Genomic DNA, 17,911 nt, shown 5'->3' on the forward strand with positions numbered 1-17,911 from the left:
AATGCATACGTCTTCCGTTATGAGCAGTATCCGAGGCCCAGGCATTTTTCTCGCGCAATTCCTTTCAAGTGAAGCGCCATTCGACACGCTGCCACACATTGCGCACTGGGCGGCAGGACTTGGTTACAAGGGTATACAGCTACCAACCCTGGGCACTCAGGTTATTGATCTTGAGCAGGCTGCGACAAGCCAGGATTACTGCGATGAGATTAAAGACATTTGTCTTCAGGCTGGCCTCGAGATCAGCGAATTGTCTACTCATCTCCAAGGCCAACTGGTAGCGGTCCATCCTTCATTTGATCCTCTTTTTGACGACTTTGCTCCTGAGCCACTCAGAGGCCATCCGACCGCACGTACCGAGTGGGCTATCAGACAGCTCAAGCTGGCCGCAAAAGCAAGCCGGCGCCTTGGACTTAAGGCCCACGCCACCTTTTCAGGCGCTCTATTATGGCCCTTTTTCTATCCATGGCCGCAGCGGCCTCAAGGGTTAGTGGAGCAAGGATTTAATGAGCTGGCACGACGCTGGACACCGATTCTGAATGCTTTTGAAGAGGAGGGAATTGACCTGTGCTTTGAATTGCATCCGGGTGAAGACCTTCATGACGGAGCAAGCTTTGAGCGCTTTTTGGAGGCCGTGAAACATCATCCACGCGCGCATATACTCTATGACCCCAGTCACATGCTGCTACAGCAAATGGACTATCTGGGCTTCATTGACCATTACCACGAACGGATTCGCATGTTTCACGTCAAGGATGCCGAATACTATGGCTCTGCTCGATCAGGTGTCTACGGCGGCTATCAGCATTGGATCGACCGCGCGGGCCGATTCCGCTCTTTGGGCGATGGGCAGATCGACTTCAAATCCATTTTCAGCAAGCTGACTCAGTACGGTTATCAGGGCTGGGCCGTCTTGGAGTGGGAGTGTTGCCTGAAAGATGCCTTACAGGGTGCAGAAGAGGGTGCCCCCTTTATTGAGCAGCATCTCATCAGACGCGCAACCCGGTCATTCGACGACTTCGCCAGCGTTGGCAGTAATCCCGGCCATGCTCGAAGGATATTAGGGTTGGATTGACGTAGCCCAGCCACCTCGTGACAACAAAAAGGATAACGACATGAGTATTGTAAACATGCGGCTGAGTGTAATGATGTTTCTCCAGTTCTTTATCTGGGGGGGCTGGTTCGTCACACTAGGTACGTTTCTGGGCAATACGCTCGGGGCAAGCGGCGGGCAGATAGGGATGGCTTTCTCAACCCAATCCTGGGGAGCCATCCTGGCTCCGTTCCTGATTGGATTGATTGCAGATCGTTATTTCAATGCCGAACGCATCTTGGGCCTTTTGCATCTCGTGGGGGCTGTGCTGTTGTACCTGTTGTATCAGGCCCAGGATTTCCAGAGCTTTTATCCTCTGGTGCTGAGCTACATGATTGCGTACATGCCAACGCTGGCGTTGGTCAACGCTGTTGCGTTTCGACAGATGAGTGATCCGGCTCGCCAGTTCTCGCGGGTACGGGTGTGGGGCACGATTGGCTGGATTGTAGCGGGACTGGTCATCAGCTTTATTTTCGCCTGGGATGCCAGGGATGCAATTGCAGCCGGAGCGCTGCGTAATACCTTTCTTATGTGTGCCGTAGCAGCACTTGTGTTGGGGCTTTACAGTTTTACCCTGCCAGCCACACCACCAATGGCACATCGCCCACAGGAAGGCGGGATAACTCAATGGCTGGGACTCGATGCGCTGAAGCTATTGAAAGATCGCAGCTTTGCAATTTTCTTCGTAGCCTCGGTACTTATCTGTATCCCATTGGCCTTCTATTATCAGAATGCCAATCTATTTCTCGCTGAAATAGGTGTCGCCAACCCAACAGGCAAGATGACTCTTGGCCAGGTTTCTGAAGTACTGTTCATGGTCCTTTTGCCTGTGTTTATCCAGCGTTTTGGCATCAAGACAACGTTATTGCTTGGCATGCTTGCCTGGGCGCTGCGCTATACCCTGTTCGCTTTTGGAAATGGTACGGAGCTGGTGATGTTCCTTCTGGTCGGCATCGCCTTACACGGCGTGTGCTATGACTTTTTCTTTGTCTCTGGTCAAATCTATACCGATGCCAAGGCCGGTGAGCAGTTCAAAAGCTCGGCACAAGGGTTAATCACCCTCGCGACCTACGGTGTTGGAATGCTGATTGGCTTCTGGGTCGCAGGCCAAGTCTCTGATCATTTTTCACAGGCTGATGCACACGATTGGAAAAGCATCTGGCTATTCCCCGCGTTGTTTTCATTGGGCGTGCTGTTCGCATTCCTGTTTGCGTTTCGTGATGCTCAGGTAAGGCAACTACCTGTATTAAGCAAAGCGAGTTGACCTCTGGCCAGGGTTGCTAAGCCAAATCCTGGGCTGTGTTGTGCAGATATCCACTATTACAAAACAAGAGTAAAAAAACCTATGACCGGATACTTTCGTTCTCTCCTTGCAATCATTACAGTTTCAGCAGGCGTTACCCTCTCAGCATCAGCGCAGAACATACAGTCATTGTCTGATCCTGTTGCCTTGCAGATGTATACCCTGCGCAATGCAGGAACACTTGAAGAACAATTTGCATTAGCGAGACGCACAGGATTTGAAGCGGTAGAAGTTGTTGGTAACCAAGGCGTTTCCGCCGCTGAACTCAGGCGCCTGCTTGCTCGGTACAACCTGTCGGTGACTTCTTCTCATGAACAGTTTGAAGCGTTACGAAACCGCCTGGAGGAAACAATAAGTTTTAATAAAGCTATCGGTAATCGCATGCTTGTCATGCCTTATCTTGCCCCAGAAGATCGACCCACCGACAGGGACGGTTGGAGAACCCTTGGTCAGGAGCTTGATAGAATCGGCAGTCGATTACGAAAGGAGGGAATGCGTCTGGCATACCACAACCACGATTTTGAGATGAAGAAATACGGTAGCCGGACGGCGTTGGAATGGATGGTAGACGCTACTCGGCCAGATAATCTTTACCTTGAACTGGACGTAGCATGGGTTTCCCGGGGTGGGCAGGACCCAGTACGCCTATTGAACAAATACACTCAGCGAATTTTTGCGATTCATGCCAAGGATAATGCGGGGATCGGTGTGCGAAATGATGAAATGAACTTTGCCCCGGTCGACGAAGGGCTTCTTTCCTGGAATCAGATTATTCCGGCAGCACTTCGAAGTCGGACCCAGTGGTATATCGTTGAACACGACCTACCCAAGGACCCGGCAAGTATCATAACGACATCCCGTAAGAATTTGCTCAACGAACTCATGCAGGCCAGGCATCAAAACTAGAAAGCCAACCTAAAAGGCTCATTGTAGATAGCTGCCTTTTTAGCAATAGAAGTTAGCGACTGGAAATCTTTTTACGACTTCCAGTCGCTGCCTTTTAGCGAGGAACGGAGGTCGACCCCGCTTCATTCTGGCCAGAGACTTGGCCAATATCATCGCCGGAGGTGGTACGGTTATTATCGCTACGCAGCTTGGCTACTTGATCAGCATTGACTGGCGTCCCCTGATTGCCCCAGCTGGTACGAATAAAACTCACCACGTCTGCAACCTGATTGTCGGATAGGCGCCAGTCAAATCCTGGCATTACTATCGTTGACGGCGCATGCTTGAGGCCAGGCAGTGTTCCGCCATTGAGTACAATATGAACCAATGACGTCGGGTCGTCTGTCTGCAGAACAGGATTGCCCGCCAGTGCTGGAAAAGCCCGCTGATAGCCTTTGCCATCTGTACGGTGACAGGCCGCGCAGTTATCAACGTATACCGAGGCACCACGAGCAGTGTCATCACCTTTCCAGAGGGCTTCAGCAACCTGACGGTCAGGCTTGAATGGCTTGTCGTTTGGATCTTTGGCAGGGAGCGATTTCAGGTAGCGGGCAATTGCCGTCAGGTCCTGGTCACTCATATGCTGCAGGCTGTGTTCAACCACTTCAGTCATACCACCAAATACAGCACTGTCTTTGGATCGTCCCGTTTTAAGAAACTCGACCAGTTGATCTTCATCCCAACTGCCAAGCCCATCCTTGTGGTCACCGCGCAGGTTTTTAGCGATCCAGCCTTCAAGAGGCGCGCTACCTGCCAGGAAGTCATTACCATCAGATGGTGACAAGGCTTTTTCCTGCATGGTTATCGCACGCGGCGTATGGCACGCACCACAGTGACCAAGACCTTCGACTAGGTAGGCCCCCCGAGCAATCACGGGATCTTGATCTGGTGCTGGCTTGAAGTCAGAGACTTCTGGAGCAAACAGGTTGCGCCAGATGGACAGCGGCCAGCGCATGGATAACGGCCATGGTATGTCAGTGCTCTTGTTTTCATGAGCGACCGGTTCAACTCCATGCATAAAGTACGCGTACAGGGCGCGCATGTCGTCCTCGGTCACCCGAGCATAGGACGGGTAGGGCATAGCGGGATACAGGGTATCACCGGACTTTGCAATGCCGTGGCGAACAGCCTTGTCAAAGTCCTCAAAACTGTAATTGCCTATCCCGGTACCCTTGTCTGGCGTGATGTTCGTGGAATAGATCGTACCGATCGGAGTTTCCATAGGCAGACCGCCGGCAAAGGGCTTACCACCCTTTGCCGTATGACAGGCCACACAGTCGCCGGCCCGGGATAAATATTCACCTTTTTGGATCAGGGCCGAGTCGCTTTTAGCATCCTGGGCAAACGCAGACGTAGCCACGAGGCTGAGCGCCAGAGCGGAGAAAAGGGTTTTCATCGTAACTTTTCCTTACGCCTGTACCAGTGGGCCTGGGTTCTTCAGGTATTGCTCGCGAATGGCTTTGGCTGACCAGTAGGTCAAGGCGGCTACCAGCCCGGTGGGGTTGTAGCCCAGCCCCTGGGGAAAGGCTGAAGCGCCGGGTACAAACACATTGTGGACATCCCAGCATTGCAGGTAGCGGTTAAGCGCACTGGTCTTGGGATCCGTTCCCATGATCGCTCCACCGTTGAGGTGGGTTGTCTGGTAGCTGGTGGCATCAAAATGGTCACCAAACTCGCGCATATGCGCGTAGATCGCCTTGGGGTTCATGGCTTCGGCTATCTTGCGCATTTTGGTTACCATGAAACGAATCATCTTGATGTCGTTTTCTTTCCAGTCAAACGTCATGCGCAGAAGCGGCTGTCCGTAGGCATCCTTATAGTTAGGATCAAGGTCCAGGTAATTGTCACGATAGGACTGGTGCGCGCCGTGTGCATTCATTGATAGGTGATGGGTGTAGTAGTCGGCAGTTGCTGCTTTCCAACCGCTGCCCCATTTAGGCGTGCCAGGTGGAGTAACGGCAGCAGAGATTGGCTTGGTACCCGCCTGGTTCACCCAGAAGGGAGAGCCACCCACGAATCCTTCAGGACCATGGTCAAAGTTGTCTGCATTGAAGTCGTCTACCGCAACGCCGTTACCGCCTGCGCCGATAAAGACATTTGTATGATGCTGGTCCTTGCCAAAGAATGCCTTTACGTTGGCCTCGTTCTGGTAGGCGAAATTACGCCCAACCACACCTTCACCGGTCTTTGGGTCGTATGGCTTGCCGATACCGGAAAGCAGCATCAGGCGGACATTGTTAAACTGGAAGGCGCCCAGGATAACCAGGTCTGCCGGTTGTTCCACTTCGTTGCCCTGGGCGTCTACATAAGTCACTCCAGTGGCCAGCTTCTTGTCATCGGTAAGATTGACGCGGAGTACATGGGCCTCAGTACGCAGCTCAAACCTGGGTTCCTGGCGCAGCGCCGGAAGCACGTTTACGTTAGGTGAAGCCTTTGAATACATGTAACAGGCATAGCCGCTACAGTAGCCGCAAAAATTACATGGACCCATCTGGCAGCCGTACGGATTGGTATAGGAGTCCGATGTGTTGGCCGAGGGCAGGTTGTAAGGGTGGTAGCCTACGTCCTGCGCAGCCTTCTGGAACAGCTGTGCTGAGACAGTATTTTTTTGTGCGGGCAGGGGAAAGTCATTTGAGCGATCTGCTGCATATGGGTTGCCGCCCTTGCCCTTGCCGACGACTTCTCCCTTGATGGACCAGGCTGTTCCAGAGGTGCCAAAAACCTTTTCTGCAAAGTCGAAGTACGGTTCCAGTTCCTCATAGGTAACGCCAAAGTCCTGAATAGTCATTCCCTCAGGAATAAACTTTTTGCCATAACGTTCTTCGTAATGGCTGCGCAGCTTCAGCTCGACAGGATCAACCCGGAAGTGTACGCCAGACCAGTGCAGGCCGGCGCCACCTACGCCAGTACCCGGCAGGAATGCCCCGAACTGACGATAGGGGACAGCCGTGTCATTAACGCTGTGGCGCAGCGTGACCGTCTCCTTCGAGATATCCATAAACAGCTTTTTTCGCGAATTGTAGGTGAGCTCGTCGATTACCTGCGGATAGGACCCGTCCGGATAGGTATCGCGCATTGGGCCGCGCTCTAGCGCTACGACCTGCAGACCAGCTTCGGTAAGCTCCTTGGCCATGATGGCCCCTGTCCAGCCAAAGCCTACAATGACCACATCGGTCTTTTTCATTACCTTGGCCATGCGTTATGCCCTCTCGCCACGAATTGATACGGGAGGAAAGGGGTAGGGCTCATCACGCTCCACCCAATCCATGAAGTCTGCGCGCGCACCTGGGAAGTTGATCAGCTTCCAGCCCACCATGTTCTTGTTGCCGCCATGGATTGGATCGCAGAAAAAGCCTTCCTTGGTATTGCTCCAGAGCAGGGAGAAAAAGGTATTGGCCGGCAAGGCTTCAAACTGTGCCTTTCCACCGTCTATTTCGTGGAGCACGATGTCCTGCTGCTCAGGGTTCAGCTCTGCAAACACTTTGTTAAAGCGCTTTTTGCTCCACTGATCTGACTCTTGAATGCCCAGTCGATAGATCTGCTGCGGTGAAAGCCTTAGCTGATAACCAAGCTCTGGCGGGGCATCTGTCTTGAACGGGCCCTGCATGTACCAGAGCCCGCCACTGCCGTAAGTCGTATTCATCTGACGATCGATGAATTCGGGAACACCAGCCTCGATAGCACCTGGGCCTCGATCGTCAGCCGGTATCAGGTGAGCAACAGCTGCCTGCAGGAAGGCCCATTCCTCTTGGGTAAAAAAGCTGGGTTCATAGGCATCCGAGGCAGAACTTTGGCCTGGTTTATTCCCCTCGCTCTCCTGTGCGGGCGTTTGCGCAAGAACAGGGCTGGTGATGCCGGCGGTAGCCAGGGTTACGACCGGAATCAGGGTAATGGACTTACGTAAAAAGTCCCGACGCGCATTGGATGCGTCTTCACTAGACATCAATTACTCCTAGAGCATACTGCGTAGCCTGCTCATAGGTAGCAGGCTAACTTGATATTTATTACAAAGTACTACAAAGGTGCGGCATTCTGACATATGTCGTTGCTGTTTTCTTGTCAGACATCTTCTGATTTGCGAGGATTTTGTCGTTATTTATCAATAGTTTCATGATCGTATTGAAGCAGTGCCTGTATGATGTCAGACAGGTAAAGGCGTTGTTTGACGCATTGCGAACACACTTGAAACCACTCATTCACTTATAAGCAGTCTTAAAATCATTAAGCCTCACAAGCCGGGGGATAGTTTTAATCGCATTAATACAGATACTGGAAACATGACAGCTAAGCGGTGAATCACGTAAGGGGAGTTAGCCGTAACGCATCTGCCTTAGCCTCAATTTTTAGGTAATGTACAAACATTAAACACAGCGCTTGCCTGCAAATTGTCCTTTTTAAGGATGCAGAGGCGTTAGCGAGGTGATGGAATCGAATTGATACTATCTTTGGATGGCCTTAGCTATCCCAGCTTTAGGGACAGATGCGAAGATCTAACTAAAAAATTTTTTGAAGGTTCTTCTAGCCAATGGCTGGAGGGAAGGACGCAATAACTGGTTTATTAAATGTCTGTGGGGCGCTAGGACGGCACCACAGACATATCAAATCATCCGACAGATTTTAGCTGAGTTGATCCACCGAGACGGTTAAGCATGGTTGCACAATACCAATCGTCAAACTGACATACTCCATTTTCTGCTATTTCAGAAAATGGTCCCGGCTCGTAAGACGGAGAATTTACCCCAGCTTGGGTACCTTCGACCAGCCGGCGATCTTGGTCATTTGTTGCCAGCCAGACCTTGGTTAAGCGGTCCAAATCATAGTCTACCCCTTCGACAGCGCTTGCTGGAACTAACCATTTAGTAGTAACAAGCGTCTCGTTAGGACCGACTGGCAGTACGCGGAAGCTCAAGGCGTGATCACCTAAAAAGTGATTCCATGTTGAAGGATAATTGAAGTATAACAGCGCACCGATGTCCGGCTCACCGCTCTTGTCGAGCCGCCCTGCTACGGCCGGTTTACCATCTATGGTGTAGCTGACTGCGCCAGCAGACAGTGGGATACGCGTCATACGGAAGCGGCCATTGATGTCCATTACTAATCGGCTTGGCATGCCAGCGCGCTCGCAGCGACTCCAGTGCTCGACCAGCTGTGGATCATCATCGCCGCCTACGCCAGCAACAGACAGATTTTCGACGAATGAATTAAGTAATTCAGGGTGTGAGCCATCGCAGTGATAGCACTCGCGGTTGTTTTCGAACACCAGTTTCCAGTTGCCGCGTTCAATCAGGTCAGATTGAAATGCGACTTTGCAATCGTCAAGAAAATGCGGCTTAAGGAATGGCGTAACGGCATTGCGGAAGGCATCGAAATCCGGTGCTCGCTCGGCAACGCAAACATAAATGTAACTTTGCGCGATCTCTACATGTACTGGCTTCAGGTGATATTGATCCTTGTCAAAGTTCTGACCCATGTTACCGGCAAATAATAAGGTCCCGTCTAACTCATACGTCCACTTGTGGTAAGGGCAGACCAGTTTGGCAGCCTTGCCCTGAGCTTGCTCACACACCTTAGCGCCGCGGTGGCGGCAAGCGTTATGAAAGGCACGTACCTGACCATCTTTGCCCATTACTACAGCCACAGGGTAGTCGCCTACCTGAAGAGTAAAGAAGTTGCCCGCTTTGGGGATTTCGAACGTATGACCTGCAAAGATCCAGTCCTTGTGCCAGATCTGCTCCAGATCCTGGCGGTAGACCTCTGTGCTACTGTAGAGCTCGCGTGAAAGCGCGTGGCGTGGCTTGCGTTGCGAAATCAGGTTAAAGACGGTTTCTTTACTATCCATTTCTTTCCTCCAGGATACTAACCTTGAGCCCAATCCAGATCTATTTTTCTTGTGCTTCTGAGGTTGTTTAAAAAACATGGCTTTCGAACAGGGCCGCAAGTTATAACCAAGCAGCAACCTGGCTTCGCGGCAGGCCGGAGACACCCTCCAGTGCAGGGTGCTAGCAAGAAGCGTAAAGCTTTCTCGACAAAACGGACAAACAATATTTCAGGAGGGCAAAGGATGCGTATAGGTTATCGATTACGTAGTCTTCCTCAATGGAGTCATTATTTAAATATACGCACCGGAGCTCGGAATAGAGGCGCCAGGGCTTCGATTGCATCGGCGGCCTGCTCTAACACAAGCACTGCCTTCTTCACCTCATCGCTGTGCCCGATTCCCAGGTTGGGCTGCGCAAACAAGTCAAATTTCGTTTCGATGTCTTGTAGGGTCATTGGCATATCAGGATCACCTTTGGCTGGAGTTATAGGCGTAGTCAACACGCTCCCATCATTTAGGGTAACCACTAGACGCGAGAGGATTTCTTGAGGAAAGCGCGCTGAAATGTCAGCGGCTTCTACAATCTTAATCTTTTGACTTACAGCTAGGATGTCGGGGGCATGGATCGCGTCGCCAGTAACCTCGTGAGGACCTACTTTTCCACGAGCAATCAGCGCTGCGAGTGGAAAGGCCAGCGCATACTGGGCTTCGTCGGCGTTGGTTGGTACGTGACCTTGCAGGCACATTGACTCATAAAATGTTTCAACGCGAATGGTTTCGACCGACTCTGAACTAATAGTTGGATACGCATTTTGTAACTGTGTCATGGCTGTCAGTGCTGGTTGCGCCCAGCGACACACTGGCCAGGGCTTGAAATATTGGACGTCTATTTCCCAGCGCTGACCTAGGTCGTTCCAATAGCTAGCCGCAGCGGGGGCCTCTAGGGTTTCGGCCGGCGCACCGGTGACCCCTTCGCTCGCCATCAGTAATGCGGTTAATCCTACATAAGCGCCACTGCCATGGGCATCGCGTAACATAGTCGGGTTTTGCACAACGCGCATCATTGGGCACCGTGCACTAAAATACTCGGCTATGCCCAGTGCATGGCGAAATGCCTGTTCATCCAAATTAAGCAGTACCGCTCCGGCGCACACCACGCCAATTGCGGAAAAACCGCCCGACGCATGGTAGGTAGGAGAGGTACCCATTAAGGCTACTCCAGCTCTAAGGGAGACCTCGTAACCCAGGCATATGGCACTTAGCAAGCGCTGCCCACTGATCGGTTTACCCTGTCGGTGTAACGCATCGGCAAGGGCTAACAGTGCCGGCACCACCGTAGCGCCAGCGTGACCCTTAGAGGTAAAGTGACCCTCATGAGCATCAAGGCTGTCGGCAGTAAAGCCGCCTGCCCAGCCGGCACCTAACAAATTGACGCGCTGGCCATCGAACAGCAACCGACTGGTCAGCTCTCCTGTAGGGTAATGCTTTCGTACATACCGATAGAGGGTCTGGCTGGTATCGCTTGATATCGCCCCAGCCATTACTCCAACAATATCCAAGACGCTTTTTTTCAAAATGTTTTGGGTATGAGTGGGTACTGTAGCGAAATCAAATTCGCGGCAGAACATATAAAACGACATCCGAAGGCTCCTTATGATGGCGCAGGGTCGGATGACAATGAAACAGCCGCTGGATTTGTACTAGCAACATTTTGGGCGGTCTTTTAATAACCTAGGGTAAGCCAAACTTCTCCTGTCCTAGCGGCGTGGAAACTTTGCTAGAGCCCACTTGCAAAAGCGTTTAAGGGCGTCGTCGTTATCGCGGCCCTCACGGCAGGCTAGGTAGTGCCAGCTGTTACGTAGCACAACTTGTTCAGCAATCGGTCGCACCAGCACACCTTTTTCCAACAGTGGCGCCACCAGATGATTCCAGCCCAACGCGATACCCTGGTGAGTCAGCACCATACTGATCAGAAGATTGTAATCGTTAGCATTGAATGGATGAGGACTGTTTTTAGGACGGTCATCGATATCAACACCCTGGAAAGCTAGCCAGACGCCCCAGTCGACGTGCTCGGCAACCTGGGAACGGCCATAGGGGCTTAAGTTTAGTAGAGCCGAGTTCCGCACGCCTTCCAAGGTGCGTATCTCTGGGTGTTGCTCAAGAAAGTAGGGCGAGCATACCGGGTAGATAATGTCGTGACACATGGGAAAGGTTCGATAGCCTTCCCGGACTTGAGAAATCTTGGTAATGAAAACGTCCGGCTGCATGCCGGGCTCCATAGTTAGAAAATTCTGAGTGGTAATAAGATTTATCTCAATGTCGCCATGCAGTGAAAAAAACTCCGGGAGGTAGTTGGATAGCCACAGAGCCGAAAATGCTGGCGAACAGCATACAGTAAGAACCTTACGGGCCTTTTGGTTACTACGGATACGCTCGGCAGCCTGGGCAATATTTACAAAAGATAGTTGGGCAGCGTCAAAAAACAGCGCTCCGGCGGCTGTCAACTCCACAGTACGACCCACCCGACTAAACAGCTTTGCGCCCAGATGGTTTTCTAGCTCTCGAATCTGTCTACTGATCGCCGCCTGTGAGACGCATGTAGCTTCTGCCGCACGCGTAAAGCTTTGATATTTAGCGGCTGCAACAAAGGCTTTGACCGCCCTCAAGGAAGGCATCTTCAATAACAGAGCATCAGGATCGACGTGCTTCGACATTCTTATTATACCTTGCTGCAAGGCTTAAGGTTGGTAGGCCACACCAGCGTAAACGGAAGCCTTCAATGAGGTATGTCAAGCTGCGGCTTGTATCTGCCTGAGCACGAACTCATAACTTCAGGTTATCAAATTGACGATGGAAATGTTGCTGGATTTGCGACCGGTTGGGTAATAGATTTGAGGAAAGCCCTATTCCGGGGGCAAACAATAACAAAAGGAAATTCGTCGTGAAAAATGCGATTCATTGCTTCTGCCATTCAAAAAATACTATTTGGGTTCAACCAGTGCTTAATGGCACTAGCTGTGAACACGATGGAGGCACGCTATGACTCGCAGCGACGAGATCATTTCAGTTAGAAATGTCTACAAAGTTTTCGGCTCTGACTCTGACGTGGCTATGAAAATGGTTCAAGAAGGAGCGTCCAAGGCGGAGGTCTTTGAAAAGACAGGTCAAGTTATTGGCGTGTTCAATGCCAACTTCTGCGTCCAGCGTGGGGAAATCTTCGTAATCATGGGACTTTCCGGATCAGGCAAGTCCACTATGGTGCGCTTATTCAATCGGCTGATTGAGCCCACCGCTGGCTCAATCTTTCTCAATGGCAAAGAAATAACTGGCCTGGGCGACAAGGATCTTTTGCAGGTCCGTCGCAAGGACATGAGCATGGTGTTTCAGTCATTCGCATTAATGCCGCACATGAATGTGCTGGATAATGTTGCTTTTGGCTTAGCCATTGGGGGCGTGACGCTAGACGAGCGTAACGGGCGAGCCATTGATGCCCTGCGTCAGGTAGGCCTGGGTGGACAGGAGTATTGTTTCCCACATCAACTTTCAGGCGGCATGCAACAGCGTGTAGGTCTGGCTCGTGCACTAGCGAACGACCCGGCAATTTTGCTAATGGACGAAGCATTTTCTGCGCTAGACCCGATGATCCGAAGCGAAATGCAAGGCGAGCTAATCAAGCTACAGGCTGAGCAGAATCGTACGATTATTTTCATATCGCATGATATTGATGAAGCCGTTCGCATCGGTCATCGCATTGCAATTATGGAAGGTGGCCGCGTAGTGCAGATTGGCACCCCTCGTGAACTGCTGTGCAACCCAATTAATGAATATGTTCGGGCGTTTTTCAACGGCTTTGATACAAGCCGCATTCTGAAGGCTGGCGACATTGCCCAGCTAGACAAGTCGATTATGTACGAACCGGGTCGGCAGACTCCCTTAAAGGCGGATGCCCCGCTGAAGGAAATCTTCCAGATTGTGGCTTGTGCTAGCGCGCCCGTTCCCGTAGTCGATGCCGTAGGTACATACAAGGGCTCTATTTCCCAAGGTCATCTTTTGAGCTGTCTCGGCAGGGGCTAATTCCCTGATTTTATTATAGACGTTCATACGCTGCGATTGACGGTGAGGGGTAACTCATGTCTGATTTCAATCTTCTCGATCCTTTCAAAAGTATTAATGTTCCATTAGGGCACTGGGTCGAAGTTACGCTTCGATATTTAGTAAGTAATTTTAGAGAAGTATTTCGCTCTATACGCTGGCCGGTAGACCAGGTATTAGATAGCGTACAAAGCGCGTTGTTATCCGTACCGCCAACAGTATTCATTATCATCCTAGGCTTGATCAGTTGGCAGTTGGGTGGACGAAGAATTGCGACATTTTCGGTAGCTACACTTACGGCCTTAGGCCTGATTGGGGTGTGGAACGATGCCATGGTTACTTTGGCACTCGTGCTGACATCACTCCTGTTCTGTGCAGTGATCGGTATTCCGATGGGTATTTTGTGTGCCCGCAGCGATCGTCTAGAAATGTTTATCCGTCCGGTTCTAGATGCCATGCAAACCTTACCGGCATTCGTATACCTGGTGCCAGTGGTGATGCTCTTTGGTATCGGTAATGTGCCCGGTGTAATTGTAACCATTATCTTTTCTGTCTCGCCGCTAGTGCGCCTTACCAATCTAGGTATTCGTCAGGTGCCACAGGACAAGGTCGAAGCCGCAAGGGCCTTTGGCTGTACCCCTCGACAGATGTTGATCAAAGTACAACTTCCGCTGGCGGCACCGACCATTATGGCCGGGCTGAATCAGACATTGATGCTGGCCTTATCAATGGTCGTGGTGGCATCAATGATTTCTGTGGGGGGGCTGGGGCTGATGGTACTGAGCGGTATCGGCCGTCTAGATATGGGGTTGGCCAGTGTGGGTGGCGTAGGCCTGGTGCTACTCGCAGTCTTTCTCGACCGCTTTACCCAAGCCTTAGGTGAGCGCAGCGGACACTTGGCGACAGGACAACACTGGTATGAAACCGGCCCGGTGGGCCTGCTGATGCGTATGAAAAAAAAGAAGAACGTTGTACAGCCAATGGCCAATTGAATGTGCCTCGCTACCTAAACCAGACCTTTAGCAGGTAATACATGAATATTCTGACATGCATGAAAGCGATCTTTGGCGGTATTTCTGTTGCCGTATTGGGGATGATGGCGGTCTCTCAAGCCATTGCTGCCGACAATAATGAACCCGGTAAGGGCGTTTCGGTAACACCAATCTTCCCTACGATTGCAGAAGAACGTTTCCGAGGAGAGGTTGCCATTGCTGGTCTAGAAGCATTGGGATATGAGGTTAAAACACCAAAGGAAACTGATTACCCGGCACTTTTCCTGGCCCTGTCATACGGTGATGCAGACTTTACCGTACACATGTGGGACAAACTGCACGCAGCGTTTTACGACAAGGCAGGCGGCGATGACACAATGGTCAAAGCTGGCGATGTAATGGAAGGCGTCCTGCAAGGTTTCATGATCGACAAAAAAACAGCTGACGCTTACCACATCACAAGTGTATCTGACTTTAAGAAGCCAGAAATCGCCAAGCTATTCGACAGCAATGGTGACGGCAAGGCAGATCTGACAGGTTGTAATCCGGGCTGGGGTTGCGAGCTGATTGTAGAGCATCAGATCAAAGCTTATGGCCTAGAAGAGACTGTCACCAACAACCGCGGCTCATACTTTGCCCTAATGGCTGACACCATGGCACGTTATCAACAAGGCTCGCCAATTTTCTATTACACCTGGGTGCCTCAGTGGATTTCTGGTGTGTTGGTGGAAGGGCGCGATGTGGTTTGGTTGACGGTGCCGTTTACTTCGCTGCCTGACGGCAAGAACGACATTAATACGATCTATCAAGGCAAAAATCTTGGGGCTCCTGTTGATACCGTTAAAGCGGTCTTAAACAAGGACTTTGCTGAGGAAAATCCTGCGGCACGGACGTTCCTTGCGGAATTAGAGATCAGCACTAGCGACGAAAGCCAGCAAAACATGCGCATGCAAAAAGGAGAAAAGTCGCTGAGCGACATTAAGCGCCACGCGCAGGAGTGGATCAGGACCCATCAAGAGGTCTGGAACAAGTGGCTAAGCAACGCGAGGGCCGCGGCGCAAAAGTGATCGGCATAAGCGGATAAGATTAATAGGCAGGCGGGCGCAATATGAGTGACGGATTACAAGGTGCATTAAAGCGCCAAGGTAGAGCAGACTCGCAACATAACAGTGCGACGCAAGTAGTACGCGTGGCCTTTATCCTGCTCGAACACTTTTCGATGACATCTTTTTCCACATCGATGGACGCCCTTTGTACCGGCTCGGATCTAGCCCGCAAGACCCTATATAAAGCTACTGTTTACTCGCTTATGGGCGGACCTGTGCTGAGCGATATCGGTATGTCTGTCGCTAGCGAGCGGCTTCAGGCAAAACGCTTAAACCATCAAGTGATCATAGTAGTAGGGGGTCACAGGGTTAGGTTAGTGGCAGATGCATTACTCAGTCGTGTACTCAAGCGCGCTGACGCCTCACGGACAGTAATATGCGGCCTGTGGAATGGCGCCTTTCATCTAGCCGAAGCAGGGCTTTTAGACAGGGTGCCCTGCGCCTGCCACGCAGACAGCAGTGCAGTTATAAAGGAGTACTACCCAAATGTTGAACTGGTCTTGGCTAGCCATCATTTAGCCGGCCGTGTGGGAACGTGCTCCCAAGCTGATGCGGCCCTGCCATTGTTAATTAAAGTGATGCAGCAATTTTCAGCAGAGCCCGCGCTACCAACTGCCGAGGCGACCTTACGAATTCACCAGCCAAACCTTCATCCATATCAGCCCGAAGCTCATCAGTCACCACCTGAGGCTCGCTTTCATCCAACTGATAGCGCGCGTATGCCTAAATCCGTAACGACTGCACTCTCGCTTATGGAAGAAAATATTGAGGAGCCGCTGGATCTTGATGTTATCGCCAGACATGTAAGGATATCCCGTCGGCAGTTAGAGCGGCGCTTCGCCCATTATTTGAAAGCTGCACCCAGCCGCTATTACCTAAAACTTCGGCTCACTCGCGCCCGACAACTAGTTGTGTATAGCAACCGTCCATTAACTGACGTTGCGCTGGCAACGGGCTTCGTGAGCTATCCACATTTTTACCGGCGGTTCAAAGAATTTTTTGGCTTGCCTCCGTTAGAGCTTCGCGAAGCCCATGAGGGTGGCGGCATGCAGGTCGCGCAACGACGCTCTTGGTCAATTGCTTAGCCAGCCAGCGTCTTTCTACTTTTACAAATTTTGATCGTACAGCCAGCCATTTCTATTTAGATCTGGTACGGAGCGTCTGCGCCTTTTTATCACTAATGGTCTTGCATTATGAAAGTACATTTTTTGCCAGCTGACGATAGCACTTGTGGTTGGTACCACCTGAGCCCCGCGCGAACACCAAAGCCTGCTCACCGTGGCCACCGCGACGCTCGTTGGGCGATTATTGGTGCCGGCTTTACCGGGCTGGCAGCCGCTCGGCAGCTAGCGCTGAACTTTCCTGACGATGAGATCGTTCTTGTTGAGGCCCAAGAAGTCGGTCTGGGCCCATCAGGTCGCAATGCGGGGTTTGCCATCGACTTACCTCACGACATAGGTGCCGACGACTATATTGGGGATATCGAAACCGCTAAGACTACCCTGAAACTCAACCTGGCAGGCCAAGATTACTTGCGTCAACTGGTTAAGGCGCATGGCATTAACTGTCATATGGAGGCCAGCGGAAAATATCAGGCCGCCGTAGAGCCTCGAGGCATGGCTGTGCTTGATGCCTACCGGCGCGGGTTAGACAAGCTCAACCAGCCCTATGAAATGATCGATGAGGCCGAGCTACCCCAGCATCTGGGCACCCATTTTTACAAAAAGGCTCTATTTACTCCTGGCGCCATACTTGTCCAGCCTTCTGCTTTAGTTAAAGGCTTAGCCGAGGCATTACCGGATAATGTGACGCTGTACGAGTGGACACCTATTACCCAGGTAGAATATGGCTGTCATACGCGGCTTATTCATTCAAGCGGCAGTATCAATGCTGCTAATGTGATATTGGCCAATAATTCCTTCGGTATGCATTTTGGCTTTTTGAAAGGTCGTATGCTGCCAATCTTTACCTACGCCAGCATTACTCGGCCGCTTTCTCTTGATGAGCAAATACAGCTCGGAGGCAAGCCTCATTGGGGCGCCATTCCAGCGGACCCCTTCGGTACTACGGTACGCCGTACCCCCGATAACCGCTTGCTAATCCGAAATAGCTTCAGCTTTAACCCAGATGGACGCAGCAACCAGAAATACTTGGAGCGCTTCGTACGTCGTCATAAGGCCTCTTTCGCCCTGCGATTCCCTATGTTGCCGCAGGTAACGTTCGAATATACCTGGGGCGGCGCGTTGGCAATGGCCCGCAACCACAGCGGTTTTTTCGGACAGCTAGCGCCAAACGTCTACGGTGCGCTGGGGTGTAATGGTCTTGGAGTGACTCGGGGCACGATCACCGGAAAATTATTGGCCGATTGGCTCCATGGTGAGCGCAACGAACTGATCGACTTTCTGCTTGCATCACCCGGCCCAAACGTCAATCCGCCTCAGCCATTTCTATCAGCAGGGGTGAATTTCAATTTGTTATGGGGGCAATACCGTGCTGGGCGTGAGAGCTAAAAGCGGATGACGTCATCCTGGCTCCGAAAACCTTTTATCAGACCTGCAA

At 51.5% G+C, this 17,911-nt stretch carries 14 protein-coding genes; 8 read left to right on the forward strand and 6 right to left on the reverse strand.

Annotation, left to right across the window (positions count from 1 at the left end):
* Window position 1 precedes the first annotated feature (1 nt).
* The 3 genes from JQR86_RS23705 to JQR86_RS23715 all read left to right on the forward strand — a co-directional run bounded on the left by JQR86_RS23705 (window position 2) and on the right by JQR86_RS23715 (window position 3,302).
* Window positions 2–1,075, forward strand: a complete 1,074-nt coding sequence (locus JQR86_RS23705; RefSeq protein WP_434155723.1) for a sugar phosphate isomerase/epimerase family protein — start codon at window positions 2–4, stop codon at window positions 1,073–1,075.
* Window positions 1,076–1,115: 40 nt separating this feature from the next.
* Window positions 1,116–2,357 carry a nucleoside permease gene (locus JQR86_RS23710; protein WP_434155725.1) on the forward strand — a complete coding sequence of 414 codons (1,242 nt, stop codon included), beginning with the start codon at window positions 1,116–1,118 and terminating at the stop codon, window positions 2,355–2,357.
* An 81-nt stretch (window positions 2,358–2,438) separates the two neighbouring features.
* Window positions 2,439–3,302: a sugar phosphate isomerase/epimerase family protein gene (locus JQR86_RS23715; RefSeq protein ID WP_434155726.1), complete on the forward strand. Its 864-nt coding sequence runs from the start codon at window positions 2,439–2,441 to the stop codon at window positions 3,300–3,302.
* A gap of 94 nt (window positions 3,303–3,396) precedes the next feature.
* On the opposite strand, the gene JQR86_RS23720 is transcribed toward JQR86_RS23715, so the two are convergent.
* From JQR86_RS23720 to JQR86_RS23745, 6 genes are all read right to left on the reverse strand, one after another.
* Window positions 3,397–4,737, reverse strand: coding sequence for a c-type cytochrome (locus JQR86_RS23720; RefSeq protein WP_434155727.1), 1,341 nt, complete (start codon window positions 4,735–4,737; stop codon window positions 3,397–3,399).
* Between the two features lie 12 nt (window positions 4,738–4,749).
* A complete protein-coding gene (locus JQR86_RS23725) occupies window positions 4,750–6,537 on the reverse strand; it encodes a GMC family oxidoreductase (protein ID WP_434136677.1) in 1,788 nt (595 codons plus the stop codon).
* A 3-nt stretch (window positions 6,538–6,540) separates the two neighbouring features.
* Window positions 6,541–7,284: a gluconate 2-dehydrogenase subunit 3 family protein gene (locus JQR86_RS23730; protein WP_434155728.1), complete on the reverse strand. Its 744-nt coding sequence runs from the start codon at window positions 7,282–7,284 to the stop codon at window positions 6,541–6,543.
* A gap of 660 nt (window positions 7,285–7,944) precedes the next feature.
* The gene (locus JQR86_RS23735) at window positions 7,945–9,180 is read right to left on the reverse strand and encodes an aromatic ring-hydroxylating oxygenase subunit alpha (RefSeq protein WP_434155729.1); all 1,236 of its coding nucleotides are present in this window, start codon (window positions 9,178–9,180) and stop codon (window positions 7,945–7,947) included.
* Window positions 9,181–9,446: 266 nt separating this feature from the next.
* Window positions 9,447–10,799, reverse strand: coding sequence for an MmgE/PrpD family protein (locus JQR86_RS23740; protein WP_434155731.1), 1,353 nt, complete (start codon window positions 10,797–10,799; stop codon window positions 9,447–9,449).
* A 117-nt stretch (window positions 10,800–10,916) separates the two neighbouring features.
* The gene (locus JQR86_RS23745; protein WP_434155732.1) at window positions 10,917–11,876 is read right to left on the reverse strand and encodes a LysR family transcriptional regulator; all 960 of its coding nucleotides are present in this window, start codon (window positions 11,874–11,876) and stop codon (window positions 10,917–10,919) included.
* Window positions 11,877–12,201: 325 nt separating this feature from the next.
* Here JQR86_RS23745 and JQR86_RS23750 point away from each other — a divergent pair, with 325 nt between their 5' ends.
* The 5 genes from JQR86_RS23750 to JQR86_RS23770 all read left to right on the forward strand — a co-directional run bounded on the left by JQR86_RS23750 (window position 12,202) and on the right by JQR86_RS23770 (window position 17,862).
* Entirely contained in the window at window positions 12,202–13,236 is a 1,035-nt protein-coding gene (locus tag JQR86_RS23750; protein WP_434155483.1) for a quaternary amine ABC transporter ATP-binding protein, read from the forward strand.
* A 56-nt stretch (window positions 13,237–13,292) separates the two neighbouring features.
* On the forward strand, window positions 13,293–14,246 hold the full coding sequence (proW, locus tag JQR86_RS23755) for a glycine betaine/L-proline ABC transporter permease ProW (RefSeq protein WP_434155485.1): 954 nt from the start codon (window positions 13,293–13,295) through the stop codon (window positions 14,244–14,246).
* A gap of 101 nt (window positions 14,247–14,347) precedes the next feature.
* Window positions 14,348–15,313 (forward strand): glycine betaine/L-proline ABC transporter substrate-binding protein ProX, encoded by a 966-nt coding sequence (gene proX, locus JQR86_RS23760; protein ID WP_434155740.1) that lies wholly within the window; start codon window positions 14,348–14,350, stop codon window positions 15,311–15,313.
* 41 nt (window positions 15,314–15,354) lie between these two features.
* Window positions 15,355–16,437 (forward strand): GlxA family transcriptional regulator, encoded by a 1,083-nt coding sequence (locus JQR86_RS23765; RefSeq protein ID WP_434155486.1) that lies wholly within the window; start codon window positions 15,355–15,357, stop codon window positions 16,435–16,437.
* Window positions 16,438–16,545: 108 nt separating this feature from the next.
* Window positions 16,546–17,862: an NAD(P)/FAD-dependent oxidoreductase gene (locus tag JQR86_RS23770; protein ID WP_434155488.1), complete on the forward strand. Its 1,317-nt coding sequence runs from the start codon at window positions 16,546–16,548 to the stop codon at window positions 17,860–17,862.
* The last annotated feature ends 49 nt before the right edge of the window (window positions 17,863–17,911 follow it).

The organism is Pseudomonas sp. JZ134 (genome assembly GCF_051027695.1).
Lineage (GTDB): Bacteria > Pseudomonadota > Gammaproteobacteria > Pseudomonadales > Pseudomonadaceae > Chryseomonas > Chryseomonas luteola.